Raw genomic sequence first — 25814 nt, forward strand, 5'->3', positions numbered from 1 at the left:
TCTGCTATGTCGGCGGGACAGGTGATCGCGGGCCGCCTTCACCCCGTCGACGGGACGCGGGTCCACTGCGGGCGCGTCGGGCGCATCCGATCGGATCGGCCTGTTCCGGGGGCGCGCCCAAGGGCCTCCTTGTGGCAACGCCCGAACTTCGACAAACCCGGACGGAGCTATCGAGGACGGGCGCCCATGATCATCCGCCACACCCGCAGGCTGCAGCGATCGGGCGAGGCGGTCGCGAGCCGCGATGGTCGGCTCGTCGCGCCTGCCCCGACGGAGCCCGACTGGGATGTCCTGGGTCTGATCGATCTCGGCGGGCGCGTCACAGTGGTCGCGCTCCTGGGTCCGAACGACGCGCGCGCGTTCCGATTCCTGAACCCGGACGGCACACCGCTGGCGTCCTGCGCTGCGGACTTCCTCGCCGCGCCGTGGGACGGCGCCGGCCCGCTCGACTGGCAGGCCGAGGCGCTCCACACCGACGACGGCGACGCGTCGAACACGCGGGCCATGATCGAGGATCTCCACCTCCTGATCGAAGCCCTCGCACGCGCGGCTGCCGCGAGCCCGGAGCACGCTGTCCGGGTCGTCACGGGCGGCGGTTCCGATCCGCGGGCGCAGGCGATGCACGCGGCGCTGGCACGCCTCAACGCCGCACCGGCGGGGGCTCCGCCCCACCTGCCCGAACTGGTGACGAAGGCGATCGTCGCGCGCGGCGGCCAGGAGACGGCCCATCCGGACGGCGGCGATCTGCGCTTCTCGATCTACCTGCCCATGCCGGGCTTCCGCTTTGTCGGCTACGCGGCGGACCGGAACGAGACGCTGTGCACGCTGATCGGCAAGAACTCGCGCCTCGCGTCGGCCCTGCTGGACGTTCGCGCGAACACGGCCTACGCCCGGCCGAACCTGGGAAGCGTCGGGTTCGACGCCGCGACCCTGGTGCAGGTGCGGTTGTGGCGGCAGTACCTCCTGCCGGCGCTGATCGACGGCGCGGCGCGGTCGACGCGCGTCGGGGTGGTCTTCGAGCACGCGCACATCAGTCACGCCATCTGGAACGAGCTGGCCGCGGTCGACGACGTGCTGTCGCTCGGTCGCGCGCCGGCGGTGTTCCTGTTCGCGAGCTGCAACGAGCCGATCTCTCCGGTCGACGCCGTCTTCCCGGAGCTCGCCGGGCAGGTGTATCGCGGGATCGAAGGCCCGCTGCCCCTGCTGCAGGCTGCCGTCGCCGGCGCGGCCACCTTCCTGCCCTTCCGGTCCTACCGCGTGAGCCAGCGATTGGCCGATCGTCTCGCGGCCCTGGCGCGGAGCGCGGAACCCGCTCTCGATGCCCGCCTGACGGACGCGGCGCGCCGGGCCACGATCGTCCTGATCGGGCTGCGTCTGGAGAACCGCCAGTGGGTCCGGCAGCTCGACGGCTACGTGGCGCTGATCCGACGCCTCGGCCGGAGGCGCGGCGAGAGGTTCCTCGTCATCGTCGACGGGCACAACACGCTCGCGGGCGCGGAGGGCGGCTACGTCGAGAGCTACTGCGAGAGCCTCGTGCCCGCGGAAGGGAGCGTGCCATCCATCGTCCGGAAGGAGCTCGAGCTGATCGGGGCGCTGCGCGCACGGGTCGCCGACGTCTCCAACGTGGAGTTGATGCCGCTCGTGCCCTGCTCGATGGGGGCGAGCCTCGTGGCCGCGCTCCACACCGACCTGTTCGTGACGCATTTCGGGGCCGGGCTCGCCAAGTATAAGTGGGTCGCCAACGCGCCCGGATGCGTCATATCGAGCCGATCCGTGCTCAGCGGGAAGGACGATCTGCGCATCTACGACACCGAGATCTTTCGCGAGAACGTGTCGGCCTGTCACTACTTTCCCGCCGAGCGGGTGACGGACCTCGACACCTCGACCAACGCCCTACATGTCCCCGGCAGCCGGGAGCGCGAGGATTTCGATCTCGACCTCGAAGAGTTCGCCAGCTTCGTCGAGCAGAACCTGCCGAAGCGGCGCGCCGCGCGACCGCACTGGCTGAGACGGCTCACCCTCTTCAGGACCCGCGCCGCCACCGACGCGGCCAGGCTCTGAGCGCCGGGAGCATCACGGATGAGCGATCGGATCCTGATCACCGGCGGCGGCGGCTTCATCGGCTCGCACCTCAGCGAGCGCCTGCTGGAGCAGGGCCACGAGGTGCTCTGCGTCGACAATTTCTTCACGGGCCGGAAGAGCAATATCGCCCACCTGTTCGACAATCCGCGCTTCGAGCTCATACGGCACGACGTCACGCACCCGCTCTTCGTCGAGGTGGATCGGATCTACAATCTCGCCTGCCCGGCATCCCCGATCCACTACCAGTTCGACCCGGTCCAGACGACCAAGACCAGCGTCATGGGGGCGATCAACATGCTGGGGCTGGCGAAGCGGCTCCGCGTGCCGATCCTCCAGGCCTCGACCTCGGAGGTTTACGGGGATCCGCTCGTGCACCCGCAGCCCGAGGGCTACTGGGGGAACGTCAATCCCCTCGGCCCGCGCTCCTGCTACGACGAGGGCAAGCGCTGCGCCGAGACCCTGTTCTTCGACTATCACCGACAGCACCGCGTCTCGATCAAGGTGGTGCGAATCTTCAACACCTACGGCCCGCGCATGCATCCCAGCGACGGCCGGGTCGTCTCCAACTTCGTCGTCCAGGCCCTGCGCGGCGCGCCGATCACGATCTTCGGCGAAGGGCATCAAACCCGCTCGTTCTGCTACGTCGACGACTTGGTCCTGGGGCTGCAGGCGATGATGGCCACCGACGCGGAGATCACCGGCCCCGTCAATCTGGGAAACTCGGACGAGTTCACCATCCGGCAGCTCGCCGAACTCGTCGTCGACTTGTCGGGCTCGCGCTCGAAGCTCGTGCACGCCCCGCTGCCGGTGGACGACCCGCGCCAGAGGCGGCCCGACATCGCCCTGGCCGCGCAACTCCTCGACTGGCGCCCGACCGTGCCGTTGCGGGACGGGCTCATGAGAACCATCGCGTATTTCGAGACGCTGCTGGCCTCGGAGCCGATCGGGCCGCGCTGATCCGGCGCGCGTGTCTCGGCGGGATCGGTCCTGACCGACCGTCGGCCGCTCCGGGCGAGCGGCCGTGCGCGCTCGGGGCGCCCGCGGCGGCCGACCCGGGCCGGGCCCCTATCGCGGTCCGGCAGCCTCTGCGGCGGGGCCGGCCTCCGCCGCGTAGGCGTTGATGATGCCCATCAGCAGGCCGGGAAAGCGCGCCTCCACCTCGGCCCAGCGGGAATGGTTGCGCACCTCGACGCCGTGACGCTCGCTGCGGATCAACCCGGCCTCGCGCAGGACCTTGAAGTGGTTGGACAACGAGGATTTCGGGATGACGCGGTCCCCGAGCGCCGACACGGCCGAGCAGGCCTCGACGCATCCCGCCCGCATGATCCTGGCGAAGATGGCCGCGCGGCTCGGGTCGGCGAGGGCGTGCAGGATGGCCTCGGGTCGCACGTCCTCGATGGCGGGGTGAAACAGCGGTCTCATCTTTCGTCCATATGGGGTCTTGAACGACGCTCCGTTAGTTCCGAAGTTCCGAACTATGGGACTCAGGCCGCCATCCCGCGGCCGACCCATATCGGAGATAGGACACATGTCGAAGCTTGCGGGCAAGGTCGCCGTCGTGACCGGGGCATCGAAGGGCATCGGTGCGGGGATCGCCAAGGCGCTGGCGCGGGACGGCGCCGCCGTGGTGGTGAACTACGCGTCCAGCAGGGCAGGGGCCGACGCCGTCGTGGCCGCGATCACGTCCGCCGGCGGCAGGGCCGTCGCGGCCCAGGGCGACGTGTCCCGAGCGTCCGAGGCGCAGGATGTGATCGAGGCCGCGATCCGCGCGTTCGGGCGGCTCGACGTGCTGGTCAACAATTCCGGCGTCTACGAGTTCGCGGCGATCGAGGAGGTCACCGAGGAACACTACCGCCGCCAGTTCGACGTCAACGTGCTCGGCGTCCTGCTGGCGACGCGGGCGGCCGCGAAGCATCTCGGCGAGGGCGGGAGCATCGTGAACGTCTCCTCGGCGATCACGCACGTCCACACGCCGGCGGCGGCGGTCTACGCGGGGACCAAGGGGGCGGTGAACGCCATATCGGGGGTGCTCGCCAACGAGCTGGCCCCGCGCAAGATCCGCGTGAACGTCGTCAGCCCGGGCTACGTGGTGACCGAGGGCACGCACGCGGCCGGGATCTCCGGCTCGGAGATGGAGGCCGGGATGGTCGCGCAGACGCCCCTCGGCCGGGCCGGCGAGCCGGACGACATCGCCACCGTCGTGGCCTTCCTCGCCTCCGACGACGCGCGCTGGCTCACCGGCGAGAACATCACGGCCAGCGGCGGCATCCGCTGATCCACGATGCTGCCCCTGCGCGCGTGTCGGTGCCCGACCGCGTGCCGGGGCAGCGTCGCGGAGACAACGACGCGACGACGACGGCGCCTTCGTCCACGGGGGCGGCTAGGGTGGAGCGCCGCGCCGTCCATGTCGGTCGCGGTGCCTGCCGCAGGCAGAAGGGGAGGGGAGGGATGATCCGATCGAGATGGGGACTGGCCGTGCTCGCGGCGGCGCTCGTGACAGCGCTCGCGGCGGCATCGACCGCCAGAGCCGAGCCCGCCAACCAAGTGCTGGGGACGTGGCGCATGGTGTCCGCGCGGCTCGATCCGGAGGGGCGCAACGCGCCGGCCTACGGCGCGCGCCCGAGCGGGCTGCTGGTGTTCACGCGCGACATGCACTTCGTCGAGGTGCTCACGGACGCCGACATTCCCCGGTTCGCCTCGAGCGCGCGCGGTCAGGGGACAGCGGAGGAGAACCGGGCGGCCATGGCCGGCAGCATCGGGTTCTTCGGCACCTACACGGTGGACGCCGACGGCGCGTTCAGCGGCAACCGCGTCGAGGGCTCGACCTTCCCGAACTGGGTCGGCGACGTGCGCACGACCGAGCAGCTTCGCCTGACCGTCGAGGGGGACCGGCTGAGCGAGAGCTTCCGGCGCCCGGACGGTACGCGGATCGCCATCACGTGGGAGCGCGTCCGCTGAGCCGAAGCCGTGCGCGCGACCCGGGGCTTCGGCCCGGGAGGGCCGCGCAGTAGGGCCGCGCAGGAGGGCCGCCCCGACCGGGGGCGGGGCGGCCATCGGCGGATCGACGCGACGGAGCCCGCGTCCGGCGATCCGCCGCGGAGGTTCACGCGTTGGCGCCGCCGTCGACCGTGAGGGTGGTGCCGGTGATCTGGCGCGCGGCCGGGCTCGCCAGGAAGGCCACCGCGGCCGCGATATCGTCCGGCGTTCCGTAATGGCCGAGGGCGGTCATCGCCCGCTGCATGTCCGCCTGCGCCCCGTCGGACGGGTTCATGTCGGTGTCGGTCGATCCCGGCTGCACGAGGTTCACCGTGACGGCGCGCGGCCCGAGTTCGCGCGCCAGACCCCGCGTGAACGAGAGCAGGGCGGATTTCGACATGGAGTAGACCGTCACCCCGGGGAACGGGACCCGCTCCCCGAGGCAGGAGCCGATGGAGATGATCCGGCCGCCCTCCTTCAGGTGCGGGATGGCCGCCTGCGACGCCAGCACGACGGAGCGGACGTTGACGTCCAGGATGGCGTCGATGTCGGCGAGGCTCATCTCCGCGACGGGGCCGCCGCGGGCGATGCCGGCGTTGTTGACGAGGATGTCGAGCCCGCCGAGGCTCTCGGCCGCCTCGTCGACCGAGCGCTTCACCGCCGCGGCGTCGGCGCTGTCGGCCTGGATGGCGCGCCCGCGGCGGCCCTTCGCCTCGATGGCGCGGACGATCTCGGCCGCCCGCTCGGCGGACCGCTCGTACGTGATGGCGACGTCCGCGCCCCGGTCCGCGAGCGCCAGGGCGATGGCCGCACCGATGCCGCGTGATGCGCCCGTCACCAGGGCGCGCTTGCCTGCCAGCTCACTCACGTCCGCCTCTTTCTGTAATGAACAACACAGAAATGGCTAGATGCGTTGCCGGCCCGGGTCAAGCGGTTTATATAACGATCGATGCAAAAATCCGCTTCGATCCAGGCAGGGGACCAGGCAGGGGACCAGGCAGGGGATCAGGCCGCGCCCGCCCGCGGTCGCGGCCGGCCCCGCGCCTTCGACCGGGAGGCGGCGCTCGATCAGGCGATGCAGCTGTTCTGGCGCCGCGGCTTCGCCGCGACATCCATCTCGGATCTCACCGCGGCCATGGGGATCGGGTCGCCGAGCCTCTACGCGGCGTTCGGCTCGAAGGAGGCGCTCTACGCCGAGGCGCTGCGCCACTACGGCGACCGGTACGGCGGGATGGTCTGGGCCAACTTCGACGCTGCCGCATCGGCGCGCGAGGCCGTCGAGGCGCTCCTGATGGATTCGGCCGCCGCGCTCACCGGCGCCTGCGGCCGCATCGAGCCGCTCGGCTGCATGGTGACGCTCTCGGCTGCCGGCAGCGAGGGACAGGCGGAACTCGGCGCGTTGCTGCGCGCGGCCCGCGCCGAGGGACGCCGACGGGTCGCGGAGCGGCTCGCGCGCGCGGTCGCGGCGGGCGAGATCGGGGCCGCCGTCGACGTCTCCGCACTGACCCGCTTCGTGCTCACGGTGCAGAACGGCATGTCGCTCCAGGCCCGCGACGGCGCGACCCGGGAGGAGCTCGAGGCCGTCGCCCGGCTGACGATGGCGGGGTGGGACGCGCGGGTCGGGGGTGAGGGCGATCGACCCCTCCGGTGACGGTTCGGCACGCGCGGCCCGCCGGCGGCCCGATCGTCTGGGGAGGGCGCGCGGCGTCCTCAGGCGTCCGGCGGGAAGTCGGCGATGCCGTCTTCGATGAGAAGCTTCGAGCCGCTGAAAGTTATTCGCATAACAAACATTATGGAATGCGGTGACGAATTCCGCATGATCGGCACTTATACTACGATCTGACCCCCGGCGTCATCGCGAAGTCATCGCGAAGGGCGGCTGCAGCCCGCGACCAGGGCAGCGAGACCGGTCCGGGCGCCGGCCAGAGGAATCCGCTGCGTGTCGCCAGAGAGCGTCACGCGAAGGGTCTTGCCGGACAGGATCCGCACCCAGTCTTGCGTCAACGTTGTCGTGGTCTGGAGCACGATCTGGTCGTCGAGTTCCAGCTGTTTCGCCCGCATCGGCAGCGAGAGCGTGCCGCCCTCCGAGGCGAACTCGACCTCGGCCCGGGTGCCGTCCCGAGCGCGGTCTCTGTCGTCGTAGTAGTCGACACTCAGCTGTCCGCCCCGCGTGTCGCAGGTGAGCGCGAGGCTCTGCGCGCCGCTGTCCGGAATCTCGTAGGCAAGATGGACGCGACCGTCCCCTTCCCGCTTCTGCCAGCGCATCTCCTGCGCCATCGCCGGTACTCCAAGACAAGACCCTAGAATTGCCACGGTAAGAAAAGTGATCTCACGACGCATGGCCTTCGATGTCCTCACGCTTCGTCCATGGAGTTGCTGCATGATGGGTGGATTCTGTTCCGTGCGTGTATCCGGCCGGTGGCGCGTGCTCGATGATGCTGCGTGCCAGGCCGGGAAGCCGTGGAAGCCCCCGGCGCTGTCGGGCGGCCTGTCGTCGCCCGACATGTGACCGTCTTCGTCGACGCCGGGTCGAGCGCCAGCCCTTGTCCGCATGGTCGAAGACGTGTGCCTCGGGCGATCCGGGGGCCGCCGTCGGTCGCGCGGAGCGCCAGAGCCGTCACGATCGCGTCCGGGAATGCGCCGAACCCGTCCTCATTCCTGTCACACGCGCCCTGCGGCCGTACGGCTGCGCGCCGGCGTTGCCTCACGGTGGCGCTCCCTCTGTCATGCGAACCGCAGCCAGCAGAACAGAGCCACGGTGCCCAAACCTGTCCGATGGCATCGTCGGAGCCGGCGGCCCTGTCCAGAGGACTAGCTCATCGCCGCGCCGTGACGTTCGCTGCAGCGCGGGGTACCATACGAGGGCGCTAGACATGGACGAGCTCCGTGCTCTTCCGGCGCAACACCGGCCGGACCCGGAGCCGACGGCACGGATGCTGCCGGCGCGCTGCGCGAGATGGATGAAGTCTTTGGGAAGAGTCCGGGACGCGTCGGCAGGATCTCGACAACGGTGCAGGACCGGCTCGACCGCCCGCCCCTCGATCCGTGCGAGGCACGGGGAGATACGGGTCACAGCGCCCTCCCCTCTCCGCGGCCATCGGGCGTCCCCGGAGGGCGGCGGGCCCGTCGACCGAACCTTCCGGCGCTGACGAGGATCGTGCATGCCCCGTTTGGCGATCACCGGCACTGAGCAGCGATACAACACGGTCGCGGCCGTCGAAGACGGCGGGCGGTGGCGCATGATCCTGCCTTTTCCGCAGGACTCGATCCGGGCCGCCGCCCTGGTCGGCGCTGCGGGGCTGGTCTGCCTGTCCGATGACGGGGAACTCTGCCTGATCGACTGGCGGGCGGGCCGGGATCGCGTGCGGCGCCGCCTGCCGGGCGAGGGACCCTTCAATCACAAACTGTTCGTCACCCGCGATGCCGACCGGATCGCGGTCTATCGGAGCCATGGCCCGAAGAACGACGAGCAGTACTTCGACGACATCGTCGTCCTGCGGGCGTCGGATCTCGAGATCCTGCAGCACGGGCGCGGACTCGTCTGGCATGCCGATGGCCCTGTCGGGTCCCTGTCGCCCGAGGAGGCCTATCCGCCGCGCCCGGACGGGCCGGCCATCCTGACCATTCACGGCGACCTGTTCGAGGATCCCGGAGGGCGACTGGCCTTCATCGGCTTCCGGTGCGGGCCGGGCGGGTCGGCCTACGGGCTGTGTCGGCTCGAACGGGCCGGCGCGACGCTGCGCTACGACCCGCTGCCGGACGCGGTGAAGCCCTACTGGTTCAGCCCCAGCGGCCGCTACGCCGTCACGCCGCACTCCGATCCCGCGCGCGGGGGCGTACCGGAGGCAGCAGCCGATACGGGTGACGCCGGCCCTCCCCGCCTCGGACAGGCCGTCGAACTCTGGACGACCGGGCCCGTCGCCCGCGCGGCGACGCTCGTCGCGCGGCCCGGCTCCGAGCCTCCGCACGCGATCACCGAGGTGGCCTGGGAGCCCGACGAGCGGGCGTTCTGGATCAAGTCGGGGTATTTCTGGGATCGGACTACGGACTTCCAGCGCATCGGCCTGGACGGCACGCGCTCGCCCGTCTTCTCCTTCGCGCGCTACGACGGCGCGAAGGCCGTCTCCGCCTTCGCCGACGTGGCGGATGCGGAGCGGGTCGAGATCCGCTTCTTCAGCGACTCCGTCTACATCCCGCGCGCTCGGTGCGCCGACGCGGCGCCCGCCCGGACGATCACCCCGGAGGAGGACGGCTATCGATCCCGGCCGTCGGCAGGCCCGAGCGCGTCGGCGGTCCGGCGCTTCCTGGCGCGCTCGCAGCCGGTGGTCACCGTCGCGGCGTTCTCGGCTGCCGCCATCGCCGAAGCCCTGGACGCGCTCACCGGCCGGATCCGAGCGGATCTGGGGGGACTCCTGCGGGGCGACGTGCTCGCGTTGACCTTCGAGGTCGGCGGGCGGGCGATGACGGAATCGGCCTTCTTCGCGCGCATCGCCCGCGAGCGCGTTGCCGTGGTCCCGGCGCTGCGCGCACTCCTCACGACTTATCTCGCGGTCCAGCCGGGGGTGGTGGAGGCCAGGAAGCTGTATCGCCAGCTCTGGGGGCCCGAGGACGATCAGGGTGCGCTGGCACCGGCCATGCAGGCGCTGCTCCACCTCGATCCGACGGCCCACGACGTCTTCCGCGACTACCTCGCCCAGCGCGACGGGGAGCACGAGGTCTACTCCACCGACGTGATGATGAGGACCTACATCGCCGAGGCGGGCTGGCGCGACCGGGCCATGATCCGGTTCGGCGTCTATTTCGCGCTGATCCGGTACAGGGATGGCCTGATCACCCTAAGTGGCGGATTCCTGGAGGAGTACGGCGTCCTCGATGCCGCCGAGAGTCTGCTGGAGCCCGCCGACTTCGCCGCGCTCATCCTCGAGGAACTCGACGGGTTCGCGGCGCGCCCCGATCTCGACTGTCGCCTCGGGAGGGACGACCTCTACCGCGAGCTCCGCGCGAGCCTCGCGACCACCGCTTACGGGCGGACGGTCCTGCCGGCGCTCGCGGCCCGATCCGCCGCGCCGTCCCGCCTCGCGTGAACGACCCGCGCGCATCGCGCGGCGGTCCAGCACCCGCGGGGCTGCCGGCCGAACCGACCTGTCCCCACTGACGTCCGGGCCGACAACCGATACGGTGGCGGGCGATGTACAAGCTCCCGCCCGGCAGCCTCTACCGGCTCCGCACCCTCGCGCAGACCGGCGCCCGCTTCTATCAGGTCAGCGGCTACATGCGGCGCATGGAGGTCCTGGGACTGGTTCTCGCGACGGGTCGGACGGATCCGGACACGAAGACCGTCGAGTACCGCATCACCGAAGCCGGCCGAGCCGAACTCGAGGAGCGTCACGGTCCGGCCTGGCCCGGCTCGGCCGAGGACGAGGCCTGACGCGCGGCGACGGCGCGACCCGAGCGCGATGGCCGGTGTCGCAGCCGCCGCGCGGCGCGAGCGGTTCAGGGAGAGGCCGCCGGCAACGGGGCCGTAACCGGGGCCGTGCCGGCTGATCGTCGACGGCTATCGGCTGCTGCCACCGCTGCCGCCCTGCGGCGACGGGCGCTCCGGCTGGTTGGCGTTGCCCGCGGCTGAGGAGCTGTTGGAACGCGTGTCGGCGGCTTGCCCGGTCGGCGACCCCGTCACCGCGCCCGGCGCGCCGGTCGCGCCCGATTGAGGCGTGACGACGCCCGAGGAGGTCGGCGGCGCGCCCGGCGCGGTGGCCGGCGCCTGCGCGTAGGCCGTCCCGGCGAGGACGGCCGCCAGCGGCGCAGCGGCCGAGAGAGTACGCAAGAGAGTACGGTGTTTCATCGGGACCTCAATCATGGATTGAAGTCTTCAACGCCGGATGCGGGAAGAAGGTTCAGGGCGGACGAGAGCCGCCTTCGCGGATCTCGGTCCTGAAACGGCCCCGTCCGGCGATGAGCCGGACGGGGGCTCGCGGGTCGCCCCCGGATCAGGCGGCTCGGACGGTGGCCATGAAGCGCCCCACCTCGGCAGCGAGATGCTCGGATTGGCGCGACAGCTCGGAAGCCGCTCCCAGAACCTGGCTCGCCGCCGCGCCCGTCTCCTCGGCCGCGCCGGCCACGCCGGCGATGTTGCTGGTCACTTCGCCGGTGCCCATCGCGGCCTGGCTGACGTTGCGGACGATCTCCTGCGTCGCCGCGCCCTGCTGCTCCACGGCCGCGGCGATCGAGGTGGCCACGTGGCTGATCTCCTGGATCCGCACGGTGATCGACCCGATGGCCGATACGGCCTGACCGGTGGAGGCCTGAACCCGGGCGATCTGCCCGGTGATCTCCTCGGTGGCCTTGGCGGTCTGCTCGGCCAGAGCCTTCACCTCCGTTGCCACGACCGCGAAGCCGCGGCCGGCGGCACCCGCGCGGGCCGCCTCGATGGTAGCATTCAGGGCGAGCAGGTTGGTCTGTCCCGCGATGGTCGAGATCATGCCGACGACGTCGCCGATGCGCGCGACCGACGCGCTCAGTTCCTGCACCAGCGCGCCGGTCTGGTCGGCCTCGTTGACCGCCACCCGCGCCATGTCGGCGGAGCCGTCGACCTGCCGGCCGATCTCCTGAACCGAGGAGCCGAGTTCCTCGGCGGCGGCGGCGACCGTGTTGACGTTGCTGGCGGCTTCCTCGGCTGCGGCCGCCACGGTGGTCGACCGGCCAGCCGTCTCGGTGGCCGTCGCCGTCATCGTCTGCGCCGTGGCCTGGAGTTCGGTGGCCGAGGACGAGACCATGCCGATGATCCCGCCGACCGCGCGCTCGAAACCGTCGGCGAGCTCGACCATCGTCCGCTTGCGTTCGACGGCCGCCGCCGCGTCGGCAATGCGCCGGATCTCGGCCTGCTCGGCGGCCTTCTGGGCCACCATGGCCTTGATGCCCTCGACCGCCTTGCCGACGGCACCGATCTCGTCGCCGCGGGCGGCCTCCTCGATCTCGGCGTCGACCTCGCCCCTGGCCATCCGCTGCAGCACGCCGACGAGGCTGGCCAGCGGCCGGTTGATCCCGAACAGCACGATCCCGCCGAGAATCCCGAATGCGACGAGAAGGCCCGACGCGGCGATGACCGTGAGCGTCAGCTTGATCTGCTCGGCGACGGCGACGGCGTGGTCCCTGGAGGCTCTGAGCTCCCTGGCGTTCGTCTCGGTCCGCATCTGGACGCCTTCCAGCACTTTGGCCCGCGCGGGGCGGCCCTCGTCGACCGAGATCGTCCGGGCCCCTTCGGCATCGTTCTTCATGCCCAGGGCGATGGCGCGGTCGGCCGCCGCGAAATACGCGCCCATATCGACCTTGATGGCTGCGTTCGCCGAATGCCGAGCCGGGGTGTCCGCGAGGGCGATGAGGCGGTCGATCGCCTCGTAGGCGAGCGTCCGCTCGCGCTGGAAGTGCTGACGCTCGGCAGCCATCGTGGCCGCATCGGTCTGTATGATGATGTTCTTCTCGGAGATCGTCGCGTTGCTCATGGCCAGCGCCATCTGCAGCGCTGTGACGGCGCGAACGGCGGCCACGTCGACGATCTGCTGGGTGTTCTTCTCGAGCTCGTCGATCGCCGACCGCGCGAAGAAGACGATGCCGACGGCGGTCGCGAGCAGTAGGGCGGCCGGTATCGCGATCTTGGTGCCCAATCGCAAATTGCGAAACCGACCCATGACATCCCCTCCAGTGTTCAGGATCGCAGAGAGCTCCGCAGCTTGCTCGATGCGGAAGGCGTTGAGCCAAGATGCGGGTGCGAAACTAAATGCAGGTTAATGATCGCGGTCTTCTTGCCAGGGATATCCAATAGTGATTTGAGGTTGCGCGCTCGGCGTCAGAGTCTGATCAATAAAAACCGCGATCGTCCGGGATTAAAGTTCCGCGGCGTGCTTCACAACCACTGGATGAACTTCCGTCGAGCGCGTGACCGCACGCACGGACACCTCCCGCGGCGGTGTTCCAACGTCGCGACCGGGGCGTAGCGACGCTATCGGAGGGTGACCATCCGGACGAACCGGAGAAGCACTGCCGGCGGGCCGGGCGGCTGGCTCGGACCGTTGGCGGACCGTCTGCCCGGATGCGGAGGCGATGGGGCGCCACCCCGATCCGATCACACGGTTCCGATGGACGCTCCGACTCGCCGCGGCGGGTGATGCCGGGCCGCAGAGCCGCGCGATCGCGCGCCGTTCTCGCCCTGCCGCGGAGCGGGAACGTCCCGTCCGCGCGTGGACCGTTCGCGAGGCACGCAGCCCACCCTCCTCCACGTAGCGGGGAGGCCCGGGCCGCGCCGCATCGGTCAGCGTCTGATAACCCTTTCTTATCAGACGTAGCGTCACGCTCAGGCGCGACCGAGGGAGAGAGCCATGACGCTGCCCGCCACGCTTGCCGCCCGCGCCCGCGCCTTCGCCGACGAGGCCCTCTCGGAGAATTCCCGTCGGGCCTACCGCGCCGACTGGCAGCACTACGCGCGCTGGTGCAGCGGCCACGATCTCGCGCCCCTCCCCGCGGGTCCAGATCAGGTGGCGAGCTACCTCACCTCCATGGCCGAGACCCACAAGCGCGCGACGATCGAGCGTCGGCTCGTCACGATCGGTCAGGCGCACAAGCTCCAGGGGTTGCCGTGGGTCCCGGCCCATCCGGCCGTCCGGGCGGCGCTGCGCGGGATGTTCCGGCGCTACGGCAGGCCGAAGAAGCAGGCCGCCGCGCTCGGCGTGCCCGAAACGCTCCGGATCGTCGCCGCCTGCGAAGGGACGGTGGCCGCGCTCCGGGACCGCGCCCTGTTCCTGTTGAGCTTCGCCGGCGCGTTCCGGCGCTCCGAGGTCGCGCGGATCCGCCACGAAGATCTCGCGTTCCGGGACGGCGCCGTCGATGTCTTCCTGCCGCATTCGAAAGGTGATCAGGACGGCGAGGGCACGGTCGTGACCGTCCTGGCGGGCGGGAGCCCCGCGACCTGTCCGATTGCCGCGCTCCGGCGCTGGCTGCAGGCGGCGCCGGCCGACGGCTACGTCTTCCGGGCCGTCCGGGCGGACGGCACCGTGATGGACGACGGGCTGCATCCGGACTCGGTGGGCCGCATCGTTCAGAAGCGCGCGGCGGAAGCCGGCCTCGTCGCCGGACCGCGCGAGCGCATCTCCGCCCACGGGTTCCGCGCGGGCTTCATCACCGAGGCGTACAGGCGCGGATCGCGCGACGAGGAGATCATGGCGCATTCCCGCCACCGGGATCTCAAGACGATGCGGGGCTACGTCCGCCGGGCCAAGCTCGCCGACGCGCATCCGGGCCGCAACCTCGGCCTCTAGCGCCGGGGCGGCGCTTCGGGCCTTCGGGAAGCCCGCGGTCGCCGCCGCGGCGGCCGTCGACCGTTTCACGGCAGGGAATGGTGAATTGCGACCACTCGCTGTTCCGGAGCGCGCCGCGTCCCTGCATCATGGTCGCGCCGTCGGGTTCGCCCGTCCGGGCCGCGGCCCGGCCAGGCCGATCGCCGTCCCGCACGACGGTCGCGCCGTCCGACCCGGCGGTGACGATCCCGACGCATGCCGTCCCGCCAGGATGAGGCGCGCCATGACGCGACACACGCACGGAGACGAGATGACGGCGCGCGGACCGGCCCGCGCGACGCGGCGGCGTGTGCTCGCCGGCGGCGTGCTGGCGACGGGCGCGGCGGCGTCGGGCACCGTGCGGGCGGAGGTCCACCCCGCGCGGGCCGGAGAGGTCCGCCACGGCACGGTCCGGGCCGACGGCGTAGACGTCTTCTACCGGGAGGCCGGTCGCCCCGACGCCCCGGTCATCCTGCTGCTGCACGGCTTCGCCAACTCGTCCTTCTACTTCCGGCACCTCATGCCGAGGCTGGCCGATCGCTTCCGCCTGATCGCGCCAGACCTGCCCTCCTTCGGGTTCACGCATGTCCCGGAGGATCGCGCCTACGTCTACGACTTCGCGTCGCTGTCGCGCACGACGGAGGCGTTCGTCGGCGCGCTCGGCCTCGACCGCTACATCCTCTACACGTTCGATTACGGGGCGCCGGTCGGATGGGATCTGGCGCTCGCCCATCCCGACCGCGTCGCCGGCATCGTGTCCCAGAACGGCAACGCCTATCTCGACGGGCTCGGCGACGCGGCCTGGGCGCCGCTGCGGGCCTACTGGGCCGCGCCGAACGCGGCCGCCGTCGCGGCGATCCGCGCCCGCATGACCCTCGACGGCGTCAGGGCCGCCTACGTCCAGGGTGTGCCCGACCCGTCCCGCATCGAGCCCGAGGCCTACACGCTCGACGCGGCCATCCTGGCGCGGCCGGGCAATGCCGACCGGCAAGTCACGCTCAAGCTCGACTACAAGCGCAATCTCGAGCGTTACCCGCTGATCCAGGCCTTCTTCCGCGCCCGCCGCCCGAAGCTCCTCGCCGTCTGGGGGCGCAACGACGCGTTCTTCATCCCGCCCGGAGCCGAGGCGTTCCGGCGCGACATCCCGGAGGCCCGCGTCACCTTCCTCGACACCGGGCACTTCGCCCTGGAGACGGACGGCGACGCGATCGCGGAGGAGATCCGGCGCTTCTTCTGACCCTCTCCACCGGGCATGGCGCGGATCGGATCGGACCGCCGCATCCGACACTATCCCCGGCCTGATCGTGACCCTACGGTCGCGGACCTGGATCACGGAGATCGGGCGGGTCGCGCCCGTCGCAAGGGAGATCGCGGTGCCGCAACCCCAGTCCGCCTCGTCGGCCATGCTGTTCCACATGGTCTCCGGAGGGCCGCAGCCGGTCGCCCCCTTCAGCCACGCGGTCGAGGTCGACGGCTTCGTCTTCGTCACGGGTCAGATGCCCGACACGCCGGACGGGCCCGGCGTCCTGCCCGACGGGATCGAGGCGCAGACCCGGAACGTGATGGCCAATCTCGCGACGGTCCTGGCCGGCCTCGGCCTGGGCCTCGAGAACGTCGTCGTCGCGCGCGCGTTCCTGACCGAGTTCAAGCGCGACTACGCCGCCTTCAACGCCACCTACAAATCCTTCTTCCCGCCCGACCGGCTGCCGGCCCGCACCTGCGTGGGCACGACGGGGCTCGCCTACGACGCCCTGGTCGAGATCGACCTGATCGCCCACCGCGGCGGCGCGACGTCGCCGTCGTCGGACGCGCGATCGGGCTGAGCCGCGTCCTCCGCGCCCGGGCCGATCGGACGCGTCCCCGCTCAGCCTCGCAGCTGGCCGCCGCCGCGCACGACCAGGCCCAGGCCGACACACGCCGCGGTCAGGCCGAACACGACGACGTAGAGATGGTCGACCTGCAGTCCGGCAGCCGGGTAGTAGGCCGACCTCATCCATTCCGCGACCTGCAGGGCCGGATTGAACTTGGCCCAGTAGTACAGCCGTTCCGGCAAGTAGCTCGGCAGGAAGAGGACGCCGCTGGACACGTAGAGGATGATGCTGAACAGGGCGTAGCCGATCAGCCATCCGGGGAAGAAGCCGATGATCGCGACGTTGATCGTGCCGATCCCGATCCCGAGCGCGATCGCGGCGAGGTAGCCGCCCACCGCCGTCAGCGGGTCCGCCGGGACCGGGTTCGTGCCGAGCGCGACCAGGACACCGCTCACGACCAGCAGGGCCAGGAAGCCGGTGACGATCTCGACGAGCACGCGGGAGAACACCAGGTCGAACAGCCTGACCTGCGGGTAGTAGGTCAGCGGCCGGTTGACGATCACGGACTTCATGACTTCGCGCGAGATGTACTGGAAGACGAGCACGGGCACGGCGCCCGTCGCGAAGAACAGGGCCCTGTCGTCGCCGAGCGGCGCGGGCAGCTTCTGAACCGTGTAGATCGTGATCAGCACGAAGACGTGCACGCACGGCCAGAGAACGACGACCCCGTAGCCCCACATCGACGCGCCGAAGCGGGTGCGCATGTCGCGCAGCATCAGCGCGTGCAGGACGTGGAGGTAGGCCTCGACCGCGTTCCTCCGCGGCTTCACGCTCGTTCGCGCGCCCATGGACCATGGCCTCTGCTGTCCGACGGCGGTCGGGAGGGGACGACGGTGCGGATGTCCGGGGGCCGGGGCGATGATCGAGGTCGGATCCGCCCGGCCGCATCGGCGCCTAGGCGGCGCGCGCCCGCGACGCGTCCCGCAGGCGCGTCACCGTCAGCCAGGCCGCGGAGACGAGGAAGTAGAAGGCGCCGAACGCCGCGTAGGGCGCGACATCCACGATCCCGGGGACCGCGGCGCCGGCCGCCTGCCGGATGAAGAAGCCGCCGGCGAGCGCCGATTGCGCGCCGCTCAGGACCATGGCCCACTGGGCGCCGGCCCGCCAGCGGCGCGCGCCGGTGAGAAGCTGGAGCAGTCCCGAGAGGATGGCCCAGGCGCCGAACACCGCGAGCACCGCGTTCGGGCCCCGTCCGAGGGCGACCGCGACCGCGACCGCGATCGCGGTCGCCGCGCTGATCGCCGCGTTGAGGGCCTGGCTGGGACTGCCCGCGAGGCCGCCGTTGCGCCGGGCGTCGGCCAGGTTGGCGAGCGCGTCCCAGGCGGGATAGGCGACCAAGAGCGTCGCGGCGACCGCCGGCATGCCTCTCCCGAGGCCGAGCGCGGCGGCCACCCAGGCGGCGGCGACGCCGGCACGCACGAAGTAGTAGGCGGTGAGCCAGGGCAAGGCAGGACCGCGATCGCGCTGCGGGTCGGTTCTCATCGTCGGCTCCTTCGTGTACTGAGCGCGGCTCGACGGACCGGATCTATTCGTGAACAAGGCAGATGGACACGATAGATGCCGATTTATAGCTTCGTAGATCCGGACGCGCCGAGCGAATACGCGCTTCGATGGGCCCACGTTTAGGATCGGGAGCCGGGGCCAGCCATGTCGGAAACGCTGGAAAACTTGACCGATCTTCCGGAGGGCGGGCCGCGCAGCGCCGCGTCCGGCGACCTGCTGTCCCACGTGCTCGCGCAGATCCGCCTCACCGGGGACCGCGTCGAGTCCCGGCCGGTCGCGCCGGGCGAGCGCCTGGATCTGGATGCCGGCGCAGGCCACGTCCTCGTGGTGATCGCGGGCGCCCTCATCCTCGAAGGCGACGGCGAGTCCCTCGCGGTCGGCCCCGGCGACCTGCTGTTCCTGCCCCGCGGCCTCGGAACCGGGCGGTTGGTCGCCGCCGAGGGCGCGGACGTCGTCGCCTGCCGGTTCTGGTTCGATCCCTACACGCTCCGCAGCATGATCGCGCTCCTGCCGAAGCAGATCTGCATCCGGCGCGAGGAGGGCGCCGGATGGCTCGACGGCCTCGTGCATTTCCTGCTGGTCGAGACGACCGACGCCGAACCCGGCGCGGCCCTGATGATCTCGCGCATCATCGACCTCGCGGTCATCCGCACGCTGCGGACCTGGGTTCATCTCGGCCGGACGTCGGGGTGGCTGGCCGGCCTGGCCGATCCCCGCATCGCCCGCGCCCTCAAGGTCATGCACGAGAGGCCGCTGCAGCGCTGGAGCGTGGAGGCCCTGTCGGACGTCGCCGGCATGTCGCGGTCGAGCTTCTGCGAGCGGTTCAACGCGCTCGTCGGTCGCTCACCCCTGCGCTACCAGAACGAGTGGCGCCTGAACCTCGCGCGGGACATGCTCGCCGCGGGCGACGCCCGCGTCGGCGAGATCGGCCTGCGCGTCGGATACGAGTCGGAGGCGGCGTTCAGCCGGGCCTACAAGGCGCTGTTCGGCCACTCGCCCCGGGAGGCGACCGGTCGCGCCGCCGGGGCGCGGTCGGAAAGCTGAGTTCCGGCGCTCCGGCAGGCTCCGCCCGGGCCGATGCCGGCCGATCCCGTGTCAGCTCCCGCGATAGGTGGAGTAGCTCCACGGCGTGATGAGCAGCGGGACGTGATACTTGGCGTCCGGGTCCGAGACGCAGAAGCGCACCGGCACGCGGTCGAGGAACGGCCGCTCGGCGCCGGCACCCGTCCCGGCGAAATAGGCGCCAACGGCGAAGACGAGCTCGTAGGTCCCGGGCGTCAGGGCGTCGCCCGCGAGCAGGGGGGCGTCGGTCCGTCCGTCGCCGTTGGTCGTGGCCGACGCGACGGTCTCCCCGGTGCCGTCCCCGCTGCCGTCCCCGGCGAGGCGCCGGAGCTCGACGGTGACCCCGGCCGCCGGCTTGCCGGCGGCCGTGTCGAGGACGTGTGTCGAAAGATGGCCCATCGGCGTCCTCCCGGACGGAAAGGCCCGCGCCCGCGGCCCGAGGCGGGCGAAGGTCTGTCGGGCCGAAGGAGACGGTGGAGACGAGCACGGGGCGGGGGGCTCGGACAACCCGGAAAGCGCCCGGCATTTTCCGAACGATTTTGAAGGTCCTTGGCGCCGCGGCGGGTCGCTGCCGGCCGCGGTTCGGGGCACACCCGGGGTCGCGGCTCGGGCCGAACCACGAGCCGACATCGAGGCCGAACCCGGCCCCACGACAGATCGCGGAGGATCCGTCCCATGTATCCGATCCTGCACGAATGGGGCGGGTTCCTCATTCGATGGACCCACGTCGTCGCCGCGATCGCCTGGATCGGCGCGTCGTTCTACTTCATGCATCTCGACGCCAGCTTGCGCGCCATTCCGGCAATCCCGACCGGCAAGGGCGGCGAGGCCTGGGAGGTGCACGGCGGCGGCTTCTACCAGGTGCGCAAGTATCTCGTCGCGCCCGACCGGATGCCGGAGCACCTGATCTGGCACAAATGGCAATCCTACGCGACCTGGCTGTCGGGCTTCTCGCTGCTGTGCTGGGTCTATTACGGTCAGGCCGACCTCTACCTGATCGATCCGGCGGTCCGCGTGATCACGCCGATGACCGGGGCGGCCATCGGCCTCGGCGCCCTCGCCCTCGGCTGGCTGATCTATGACGGGCTCAACCGCTCGCCCCTGGCCAACCGGCCGCCGCTGCTCGCGGCCGCCGTGTTCCTCACGGTCGTCGCCTTCGCGTACGGCTTCCAGCAGGTCTTCTCCGGCCGGGCCGCGATGCTGCACACGGGCGCGGTGATCGCGACCTGGATGACCGGCAACGTGTTCTTCGTCATCATGCCCAACCAGCGCAAGGCGATCGCCGAGCTGGTCGCGGGCCGGGTCCCGAACCCCGCCTGGGGCAAGCAGGCGAAGAACCGCTCGTCCCACAACAACTACCTGACGCTGCCGGTGCTGTTCTTCATGCTGTCCGGCCACTACCCGATGGCGTGGTCCTCGCCCTACAGCTGGACCATCGTCGGCCTCGTGGTGATCGCGGGCGGCGTCGTCCGCCACTACTTCAACGTGCGCAACGCCGGTGGGGGCGACCGCTGGTGGACCTGGGGCGTCGCGACGGCCTGTGTGGCGGTGGCGGTCGCGATCAGCGTCGCCTCGTCGCCGGGCGCCCGCGAGCAAATCGGCCTGTCGACCGCCGCCGAGGCGGCCCCGGCTCCGGCCCCGGCGATCAGCCTCGCGGCGGCCGGGGCGGGCGCGCTCGAGGGCCCCGCGGTCGACGACGCCGTGATGGCCGTGGTCGGGACGCGCTGCGCCATGTGCCACGCCGCCGAGCCCCTGTGGCCGGGCCTGACGAGCCCGCCCAAGGGCGTGCTCCTCGACAGCCCCGAGCACGTCGCGCGCTTCGCGCCGGCCATCCGCCTGCAGGCCGTCCTGACGCACGCGATGCCGCCGAACAACATCACCGACATGCAGCCCGAGGAGCGCGCGGCGCTCGCCCGCTGGCTCGCCGCGCGATAACCGTCGGACCCCGTCTATTCGCGCCAACGCAGGATCCCGCCCGTGACCGCACCGGATACAGACGGCCCCCCGCGCGACTTCGTCGGCTACGGCGAGGCGCCGCCCGACGCCCGCTGGCCCGGCGGCGCCCGCGTCGCCGTCCAGTTCGTGCTGAACTACGAGGAGGGCGGCGAGCGCTCCGTCCTCGACGGCGACCCCCACGCCGAGATCTTCCTCTCCGAGATCGCCGGGGCCACGCCCTTCCCCGCGCGGCACATGAGCATGGAGAGCCTCTACGAGTACGGCGCGCGCGCGGGCGTCTGGCGGATCCTGCGCCTGTTCCGCGAGCGCGGCGTGCCCCTCACGGTCTTCGGCGTCGCGCAGGCGCTCGCCCGCAATCCGGCCGCCGTCGAGGCCTTTCTCCGCGACGGCCACGAGATCGCCGGCCACGGCTGGCGCTGGCTGCCCTACCAGGACGTCCCGGAGGCGATCGAGCGGGAGCACCTCGCCCGCGCGGTCGAGACGATCCGGAGCCTGACCGGCGAGACGCCGCTCGGCTGGTACACCGGCCGCGACAGCCCGAACACCCGGCGGCTCGTGGTCGAGCAGGGCGGCTTCCTCTACGATTCGGACAGCTACGCCGACGACCTGCCCTACTGGGTCCGCGTCGCCGGCCGGGACCACCTCGTGGTGCCCTACACCCTCGACACCAACGACATGCGCTTCTCGATCCCCGGCGGCTTCCCGTCGGGCGAGCAGTTCTTCGCGCACCTGCGCGACGCCTTCGACTGCCTCTACGAGGAGGGGGCGAGCGCCCCGAAGATGCTGTCGATCGGGCTGCATTGCCGCCTCGTCGGGCGCCCGGCGCGCCTGCCGGCCCTCGCCCGGTTCCTCGACCACGTCCTGGCCCGTTCCGACGTCTGGGTGACCCGGCGGATCGACATCGCCCGGCACTGGGCGGCCCACCATCCTCCCGGCGCCCCGGCGGCGGGACCGACCCCGGAGAGGACAGGTCCGTGATCACCATCGCCGCGCTCAACGCGCTCGCGCGCGACGCCTTCGTGGACCTCCTCGCCGAGGTCTACGAGCACTCCCCCTGGGTCCCCGAGGCGGCCTTCGACCGCGGGCCCTTCGCGGGGCGCGCGGACCTGCACGCGGCGATGGAGGCGACGGTCGCCGGCGCCGACCGCGTCCGCCAGCTCGCGCTGCTGCGGGCGCATCCCGAGCTCGCCGGGCGGGCCGCCCAGCGCGGCGCGCTCACCGCGCATTCCAGCCGCGAGCAGGCGGGAAGCGGATTGCTGGGCGGCCCCTCCCCCGCGGTGGCGCGGCTGCGGGACCTCAACCGGGCCTACGCCGAGCGCTTCGGCTTCCCGTTCATCATCGCGGTCCGGGGCCTCGACCGCGACGCGATCCTCGCCCGCCTGGAGCAGCGGCTCGGCAACCCGCCGGAGACCGAGCGGGCCGAGGCCCTGCGGCAGGTCGGACGGATCGCCGCCCTGCGCCTGGAGGCCCTCGTCGCGGACTGACGCGCGCCCGTCAGACCGCCCGGCCGCCGACCAGGGCGAGCTGCTCGCTCACGTGCTGGCGCAGGGCCTCGTGCGTCATGTCGACGAAGGTCTTGGTCCGGGCCGACAGCATCTTGCGGGACGGGTAGAGCAGGCCGAGCGTCACGCTGGTCGGCGGGGTGTGCTCGAGGACCGGGACGAGCCGGCCCTCGGCGAGGTGCGCCGCGACCTCGAACAGCGGCTTCAGGACGATGCCCTCGCCGGCCAGCGCCCAGGCGGTGAGCGTGTCGCCGTCGTCGGCGTCGATGTGCCCCGAGACCGGCAGGGTCACGGTCTCCTGGCCGTCGACCAGGGTCCAGCGGAACTGCTCGGCGCCGGGATAGCGCAGCAGCAGGCAATCGTGCTGCAGCAGGTCCGCCGGCTCGGCGGGCGCGGGGTGCTCGGCCAGGTAGGCCGGCGCCGCGCACAGCACCCGCTCGATCTCCGCGACCTTGCGCAGGGTGAAGGTGGAATCGCGCATCTGCGACAGGCGGACCGCGACGTCGACCGCCTCCTGCACGAGGTCGAGGAGGTGCTCCGACAGGCGCAGCCGGACATCGGTCTCGCCGTGGCGGTCGCGGAAGCGCGGCACGAGCGGCGCGACGACCCGGCGGCCGAGACCGAGCGGCGCCGTCACCTTCAGCACCCCGCGCGGCACCGCGCCCGCGGTCTCGACGCTCTTCTCCGCCTGCTCGACCGCCGCGGTGATGTCGAGGCAGCGGTCGTAGAAGATCCGGCCGGCCTCCGTGAGGCTCATGCGCCGCGTCGTCCGGGTGAGCAGGAGGCAGCCGAGATGCTCCTCCAGGGTCTGGATCCGGTAGCTCACCACCGACGGTGACAGCCGCAGCGAGCGGCCGGCGGCCGAGAAGCTCCCCGTCTCCGCCGAGCGCAGGAAGATGCGGATGCTTTCCAGGGAAATCATGAGCGGGGATCGTTAGGAGCAGTTCGGACCTGTCAACGGACTGTCCCGACAATGTGAACTCGGCGTCCGACCCGATCATCCTCCGCGGCGTGACGCTTCGGTCGGTGCAGCCCGCTCCGTCATTGCGAGCGCAGCGAAGCAACCCAGGGCTGCGGGACATCGGGGAACGTGGTGCCGGCTGGATGGCTTCGCTCCGCTCGCAACGACGGCGGAACCGATCTGATCGACCGAAACGGCATCAGAAGACGTGGAACGCGACGCCGGCGAGGAAGCTCTTCTCCTCGGTGCCCTTGAAGGTCGCGGTCTCGACGTTCCCGAACTTGTTGTGCCAGTACTGGAACCCGACGAAGACATCGACCCGGTTGGGCTGATCGTAGACGAGCTTGCCGAGATCGAGCACGAGGTTGGTGCGCGACAGGAATTCGAGCCCGCGGGGCGGGTTGAAGGCGAAGGCGGCCGGGTTGCTCACGCCCCGCCCCTTCGGCAGCACGATGTTGTTGAAGCCGACGAGGCTGAGCGGCAGCCCCGTGAAGGTCAGGGGAAAGTTGTAGACCAGCTCGAATTCCGGGACCGTGTCGAAGCTCTGGTCGCGGTCCGGCTGGAGATTGAACCCGTTCCGGTTCCACTCCTTGTAGGCTTGCACGGAGAGGTTGAGAAAGCCCGCCGGCACGTCGAAGGCGAAGTTCAGGCCGCCGACGATGTCGCGCTTCTTCGAGCCGAAGGCGTCGTTCTGGGCGTTGGCGTCGAAGCCGAAGGCGAGGGACACCTCCTTGACGAGGCCGGGAATGGTGAAGGCCTTCGTGCCCGTGAGCGCGTTGAGGCTCAGCGTGCCGCGGTACAGCCCGTAGGCTTCGGTGTTGCCGTAATCGGCGAAGAACGGGGCGGCGACGGAGCCCGGCGCGTTGGTGGTGCCGGCCGGGAACTGGGATCCGGACTTGAGGATGTCGAGGGAGAAGAAGTTCGTCCCGTAGGCCCAGGCATCGGCGTGGGAGATGTTCAGGATCTGCTTGGGCGCCGCGCGGGAGACGAAGCTGCCGTCGGGGCGCTGGATCTGGATTCCGGGCGAGACGGTGGGGAACTGGTAGCGGTAGCTGATCTGGGTGTCGGCGAAGAGGAAGAACGGGCCGTCCTCCACCACCGTCGTGGCCTCGGGGGCGACCGGCGCCGAGGAGGCCGTCCCGAGGTCCTGCGCCCCCGCCGCGCACGTCATCCCGAGCGGCAGCAGCGCGGCCGCGATCCGACAAGCCATGGTCATGTCCGCCCCCTCCTCCCGGCCGCCTTCAGTGCGAAGCGTCGGCCCGCAAACCCGCGCGCTGGCGCGCGACCTCGTCCGGCGTGACCGCCTGACTTTGCCCGCCCCATTCGGCCCGCATCCAGGTCGCGAGGTCGGCGAGCGCCGCGTCGTCGATCAGGGCGGCGAAGGGCGGCATGGCCTCCATCCGCTCGTTGCCCGGGAAGCGCTGCGCCGGGAGCCCGACGAGGATCGCCCGCAGGAGACCGCCCGCGCCCGCGACCCGCATCGCGGCGTTCGTCCGCAGCGGCACGGAGACGTGGGGGATCCCCTCCCCCGCCCCGCCGTGGCAACCGGCGCAGAGGCCGGCGTAGCTGGCCCGTCCCCGGGCCGCGACCGGCGCGGGGATCGCCGCGGGGGTGGCGGCGACCGGCGTCTCGGGCTCGGCCGGCAAGGCGTCGCGGTCGAACAGGTAGGCGGAGAGCGCCGTGAGGTCGGCCTCGTCCATGTGCTGCGTCGAGAAATGCACGACGTCGAACATCTGGTGCGTCGCGCCGCCCTGGGCCGAGAGGCCCGTGCGCATGAAGTCGCGCAGGCCGTGCGGGGTGAAGCCCATCTGCGCGAGGCCCGTCGGCGTGATGTCGGGCGCCTCGACGCCCTCGATCGTGGCGCCGCGATAGACGGCGTCCGGGCGCATGGCCTGGATCACGGTGCGCGGCGTGTGGCACTCGCCGCAATGGCCGAGGGCGTCGGCGACGTAGCGGCCCCGGTTCCACAGGGGGGAGCGGCCCGGATCGGGAGCGGCGACCGTGGCCGGCAGGCTCAGGAGGTTCCAGGCCGCCAGGGTCCAGCGCTGGTCGAACGGGAAGGCGAGGGTGTTGGCCCTGTTCTCCACCGCGACCGGCGCGCGGGTCATCAGGTAGGCGTAGAGGGCGTCGACATCCTCCGGCGTCAGACCGCGATACGACGTGTAGGGCATCGCCGGGTAGAGGTGGCGGCCGCCCGGCGCGATCCCGTCGCGCAGGGCCCGGTGGAAGTCGGCGCGGCTCCAGCCGCCGATGCCCTGCGGGCTCGGCGAGATGTTGGTGGCGTGGATCGTGCCGAAGGGCGTCTCCAGGGGCAGTCCCCCCGCCCAGGGGGCGCCGCCCCGGGCCGTGTGGCAGGCGAAGCAGTCGGCCGCGGCGGCGACCTTGGCGCCGCGGGGGGCGAGGCCGCGCAGGGCCTCCGCGCTCAGCGGGGTCTCGACGTCCCGCGCGACGACGCTGCGCTCCAGGGCGCCGGAGGCGACGAGGCCGGCCGCCGAGACGGCCACCGCGAGGGCGGCCGCGAGCCCGGCGCCGACGCGCCGCGCGGGGGTGGTGAGGGAGGGGATCCGCATGGCGC

General features: G+C 71.5%; 25 protein-coding genes. 14 read left to right on the forward strand and 11 right to left on the reverse strand.

Annotated elements, in window-relative coordinates:
• Positions 1–186: 186 nt before the first annotated feature.
• Together LXM90_RS29150 and LXM90_RS29155 are read left to right on the forward strand one after the other, a co-directional pair.
• Entirely contained in the window at positions 187–2061 is a 1875-nt protein-coding gene (locus LXM90_RS29150; RefSeq protein WP_020094823.1) for a hypothetical protein, read from the forward strand.
• A gap of 18 nt (positions 2062–2079) precedes the next feature.
• Positions 2080–3039: a UDP-glucuronic acid decarboxylase family protein gene (locus LXM90_RS29155; RefSeq protein WP_234083296.1), complete on the forward strand. Its 960-nt coding sequence runs from the start codon at positions 2080–2082 to the stop codon at positions 3037–3039.
• Positions 3040–3147: 108 nt separating this feature from the next.
• Here the strand turns inward: LXM90_RS29155 and LXM90_RS29160 are convergent, their stop codons facing one another.
• A complete protein-coding gene (locus LXM90_RS29160; RefSeq protein WP_020094821.1) occupies positions 3148–3504 on the reverse strand; it encodes an ArsR/SmtB family transcription factor in 357 nt (118 codons plus the stop codon).
• Between the two features lie 106 nt (positions 3505–3610).
• Between LXM90_RS29160 and LXM90_RS29165 the strand changes: the two genes are divergently transcribed.
• Together LXM90_RS29165 and LXM90_RS29170 are read left to right on the forward strand one after the other, a co-directional pair.
• Positions 3611–4357, forward strand: coding sequence for a glucose 1-dehydrogenase (locus LXM90_RS29165; protein ID WP_020094820.1), 747 nt, complete (start codon positions 3611–3613; stop codon positions 4355–4357).
• A gap of 173 nt (positions 4358–4530) precedes the next feature.
• Positions 4531–5040, forward strand: a complete 510-nt coding sequence (locus LXM90_RS29170) for a lipocalin-like domain-containing protein (RefSeq protein ID WP_042675022.1) — start codon at positions 4531–4533, stop codon at positions 5038–5040.
• 145 nt (positions 5041–5185) lie between these two features.
• On the opposite strand, the gene LXM90_RS29175 is transcribed toward LXM90_RS29170, so the two are convergent.
• Positions 5186–5926, reverse strand: a complete 741-nt coding sequence (locus tag LXM90_RS29175; RefSeq protein WP_020094818.1) for a glucose 1-dehydrogenase — start codon at positions 5924–5926, stop codon at positions 5186–5188.
• Between the two features lie 81 nt (positions 5927–6007).
• Here LXM90_RS29175 and LXM90_RS29180 point away from each other — a divergent pair, with 81 nt between their 5' ends.
• Positions 6008–6709: a TetR/AcrR family transcriptional regulator gene (locus LXM90_RS29180; RefSeq protein ID WP_419149875.1), complete on the forward strand. Its 702-nt coding sequence runs from the start codon at positions 6008–6010 to the stop codon at positions 6707–6709.
• A gap of 212 nt (positions 6710–6921) precedes the next feature.
• Here the strand turns inward: LXM90_RS29180 and LXM90_RS29185 are convergent, their stop codons facing one another.
• The gene (locus tag LXM90_RS29185; RefSeq protein ID WP_091978554.1) at positions 6922–7335 is read right to left on the reverse strand and encodes a hypothetical protein; all 414 of its coding nucleotides are present in this window, start codon (positions 7333–7335) and stop codon (positions 6922–6924) included.
• Between the two features lie 884 nt (positions 7336–8219).
• On the opposite strand from LXM90_RS29185, the gene LXM90_RS29190 reads away from it, so the two are divergent.
• Both LXM90_RS29190 and LXM90_RS29195 read left to right on the forward strand, forming a co-directional pair.
• Entirely contained in the window at positions 8220–10142 is a 1923-nt protein-coding gene (locus LXM90_RS29190) for a hypothetical protein (RefSeq protein WP_234083298.1), read from the forward strand.
• A 104-nt stretch (positions 10143–10246) separates the two neighbouring features.
• Entirely contained in the window at positions 10247–10486 is a 240-nt protein-coding gene (locus LXM90_RS29195; RefSeq protein ID WP_042674370.1) for a hypothetical protein, read from the forward strand.
• Positions 10487–10612: 126 nt separating this feature from the next.
• Here the strand turns inward: LXM90_RS29195 and LXM90_RS29200 are convergent, their stop codons facing one another.
• Both LXM90_RS29200 and LXM90_RS29205 read right to left on the reverse strand, forming a co-directional pair.
• Positions 10613–10915, reverse strand: coding sequence for a hypothetical protein (locus LXM90_RS29200; protein ID WP_234083300.1), 303 nt, complete (start codon positions 10913–10915; stop codon positions 10613–10615).
• 130 nt (positions 10916–11045) lie between these two features.
• Positions 11046–12743: a methyl-accepting chemotaxis protein gene (locus LXM90_RS29205; protein WP_234083301.1), complete on the reverse strand. Its 1698-nt coding sequence runs from the start codon at positions 12741–12743 to the stop codon at positions 11046–11048.
• A gap of 687 nt (positions 12744–13430) precedes the next feature.
• On the opposite strand from LXM90_RS29205, the gene LXM90_RS29210 reads away from it, so the two are divergent.
• The 3 genes from LXM90_RS29210 (at position 13431) to LXM90_RS29220 (ending at position 16207) form a co-directional block, all read left to right on the forward strand.
• Positions 13431–14366 (forward strand): site-specific integrase, encoded by a 936-nt coding sequence (locus LXM90_RS29210; RefSeq protein WP_234083302.1) that lies wholly within the window; start codon positions 13431–13433, stop codon positions 14364–14366.
• Positions 14367–14655: 289 nt separating this feature from the next.
• Entirely contained in the window at positions 14656–15621 is a 966-nt protein-coding gene (locus LXM90_RS29215) for an alpha/beta fold hydrolase (protein ID WP_181049160.1), read from the forward strand.
• Positions 15622–15787: 166 nt separating this feature from the next.
• On the forward strand, positions 15788–16207 hold the full coding sequence (locus LXM90_RS29220) for a RidA family protein (protein ID WP_103985149.1): 420 nt from the start codon (positions 15788–15790) through the stop codon (positions 16205–16207).
• Positions 16208–16248: 41 nt separating this feature from the next.
• Here the strand turns inward: LXM90_RS29220 and LXM90_RS29225 are convergent, their stop codons facing one another.
• Entirely contained in the window at positions 16249–17043 is a 795-nt protein-coding gene (locus tag LXM90_RS29225; RefSeq protein WP_020094533.1) for an ABC transporter permease, read from the reverse strand.
• Between the two features lie 106 nt (positions 17044–17149).
• The gene (locus LXM90_RS29230) at positions 17150–17737 is read right to left on the reverse strand and encodes a DUF308 domain-containing protein (protein ID WP_026605154.1); all 588 of its coding nucleotides are present in this window, start codon (positions 17735–17737) and stop codon (positions 17150–17152) included.
• A 165-nt stretch (positions 17738–17902) separates the two neighbouring features.
• Here LXM90_RS29230 and LXM90_RS29235 point away from each other — a divergent pair, with 165 nt between their 5' ends.
• Entirely contained in the window at positions 17903–18802 is a 900-nt protein-coding gene (locus LXM90_RS29235) for a helix-turn-helix transcriptional regulator (RefSeq protein ID WP_026605153.1), read from the forward strand.
• A 51-nt stretch (positions 18803–18853) separates the two neighbouring features.
• On the opposite strand, the gene uraH is transcribed toward LXM90_RS29235, so the two are convergent.
• Positions 18854–19219 (reverse strand): hydroxyisourate hydrolase, encoded by a 366-nt coding sequence (gene uraH / locus LXM90_RS29240; RefSeq protein WP_020094530.1) that lies wholly within the window; start codon positions 19217–19219, stop codon positions 18854–18856.
• Between the two features lie 276 nt (positions 19220–19495).
• Between uraH and LXM90_RS29245 the strand changes: the two genes are divergently transcribed.
• From LXM90_RS29245 to uraD, 3 genes are read left to right on the forward strand one after another with little or no spacing between them, the layout of a single operon-like run.
• Entirely contained in the window at positions 19496–20755 is a 1260-nt protein-coding gene (locus LXM90_RS29245; RefSeq protein WP_020094529.1) for a urate hydroxylase PuuD, read from the forward strand.
• Between the two features lie 42 nt (positions 20756–20797).
• Positions 20798–21754: an allantoinase PuuE gene (puuE, locus tag LXM90_RS29250; RefSeq protein ID WP_020094528.1), complete on the forward strand. Its 957-nt coding sequence runs from the start codon at positions 20798–20800 to the stop codon at positions 21752–21754.
• Complete coding sequence (uraD, locus tag LXM90_RS29255; protein WP_234083304.1) at positions 21751–22260, forward strand: 2-oxo-4-hydroxy-4-carboxy-5-ureidoimidazoline decarboxylase; 510 nt, start codon at positions 21751–21753, stop codon at positions 22258–22260. Before puuE ends, uraD begins: the two co-directional genes overlap by 4 nt.
• A 10-nt stretch (positions 22261–22270) precedes the next feature.
• Here uraD and LXM90_RS29260 read toward each other — a convergent pair whose 3' ends face one another.
• The 3 genes from LXM90_RS29260 to LXM90_RS29270 form a co-directional block, all read right to left on the reverse strand.
• Positions 22271–23200, reverse strand: coding sequence for a LysR family transcriptional regulator (locus LXM90_RS29260; RefSeq protein WP_056530249.1), 930 nt, complete (start codon positions 23198–23200; stop codon positions 22271–22273).
• Between the two features lie 238 nt (positions 23201–23438).
• A complete protein-coding gene (locus LXM90_RS29265) occupies positions 23439–24455 on the reverse strand; it encodes a hypothetical protein (protein ID WP_234083306.1) in 1017 nt (338 codons plus the stop codon).
• 25 nt (positions 24456–24480) lie between these two features.
• A complete protein-coding gene (locus tag LXM90_RS29270) occupies positions 24481–25809 on the reverse strand; it encodes a c-type cytochrome (protein ID WP_234083307.1) in 1329 nt (442 codons plus the stop codon).
• Positions 25810–25814 lie beyond the last annotated feature (5 nt).

The organism is Methylobacterium oryzae (assembly GCF_021398735.1).
Classification (GTDB): Bacteria; Pseudomonadota; Alphaproteobacteria; order Rhizobiales; family Beijerinckiaceae; genus Methylobacterium.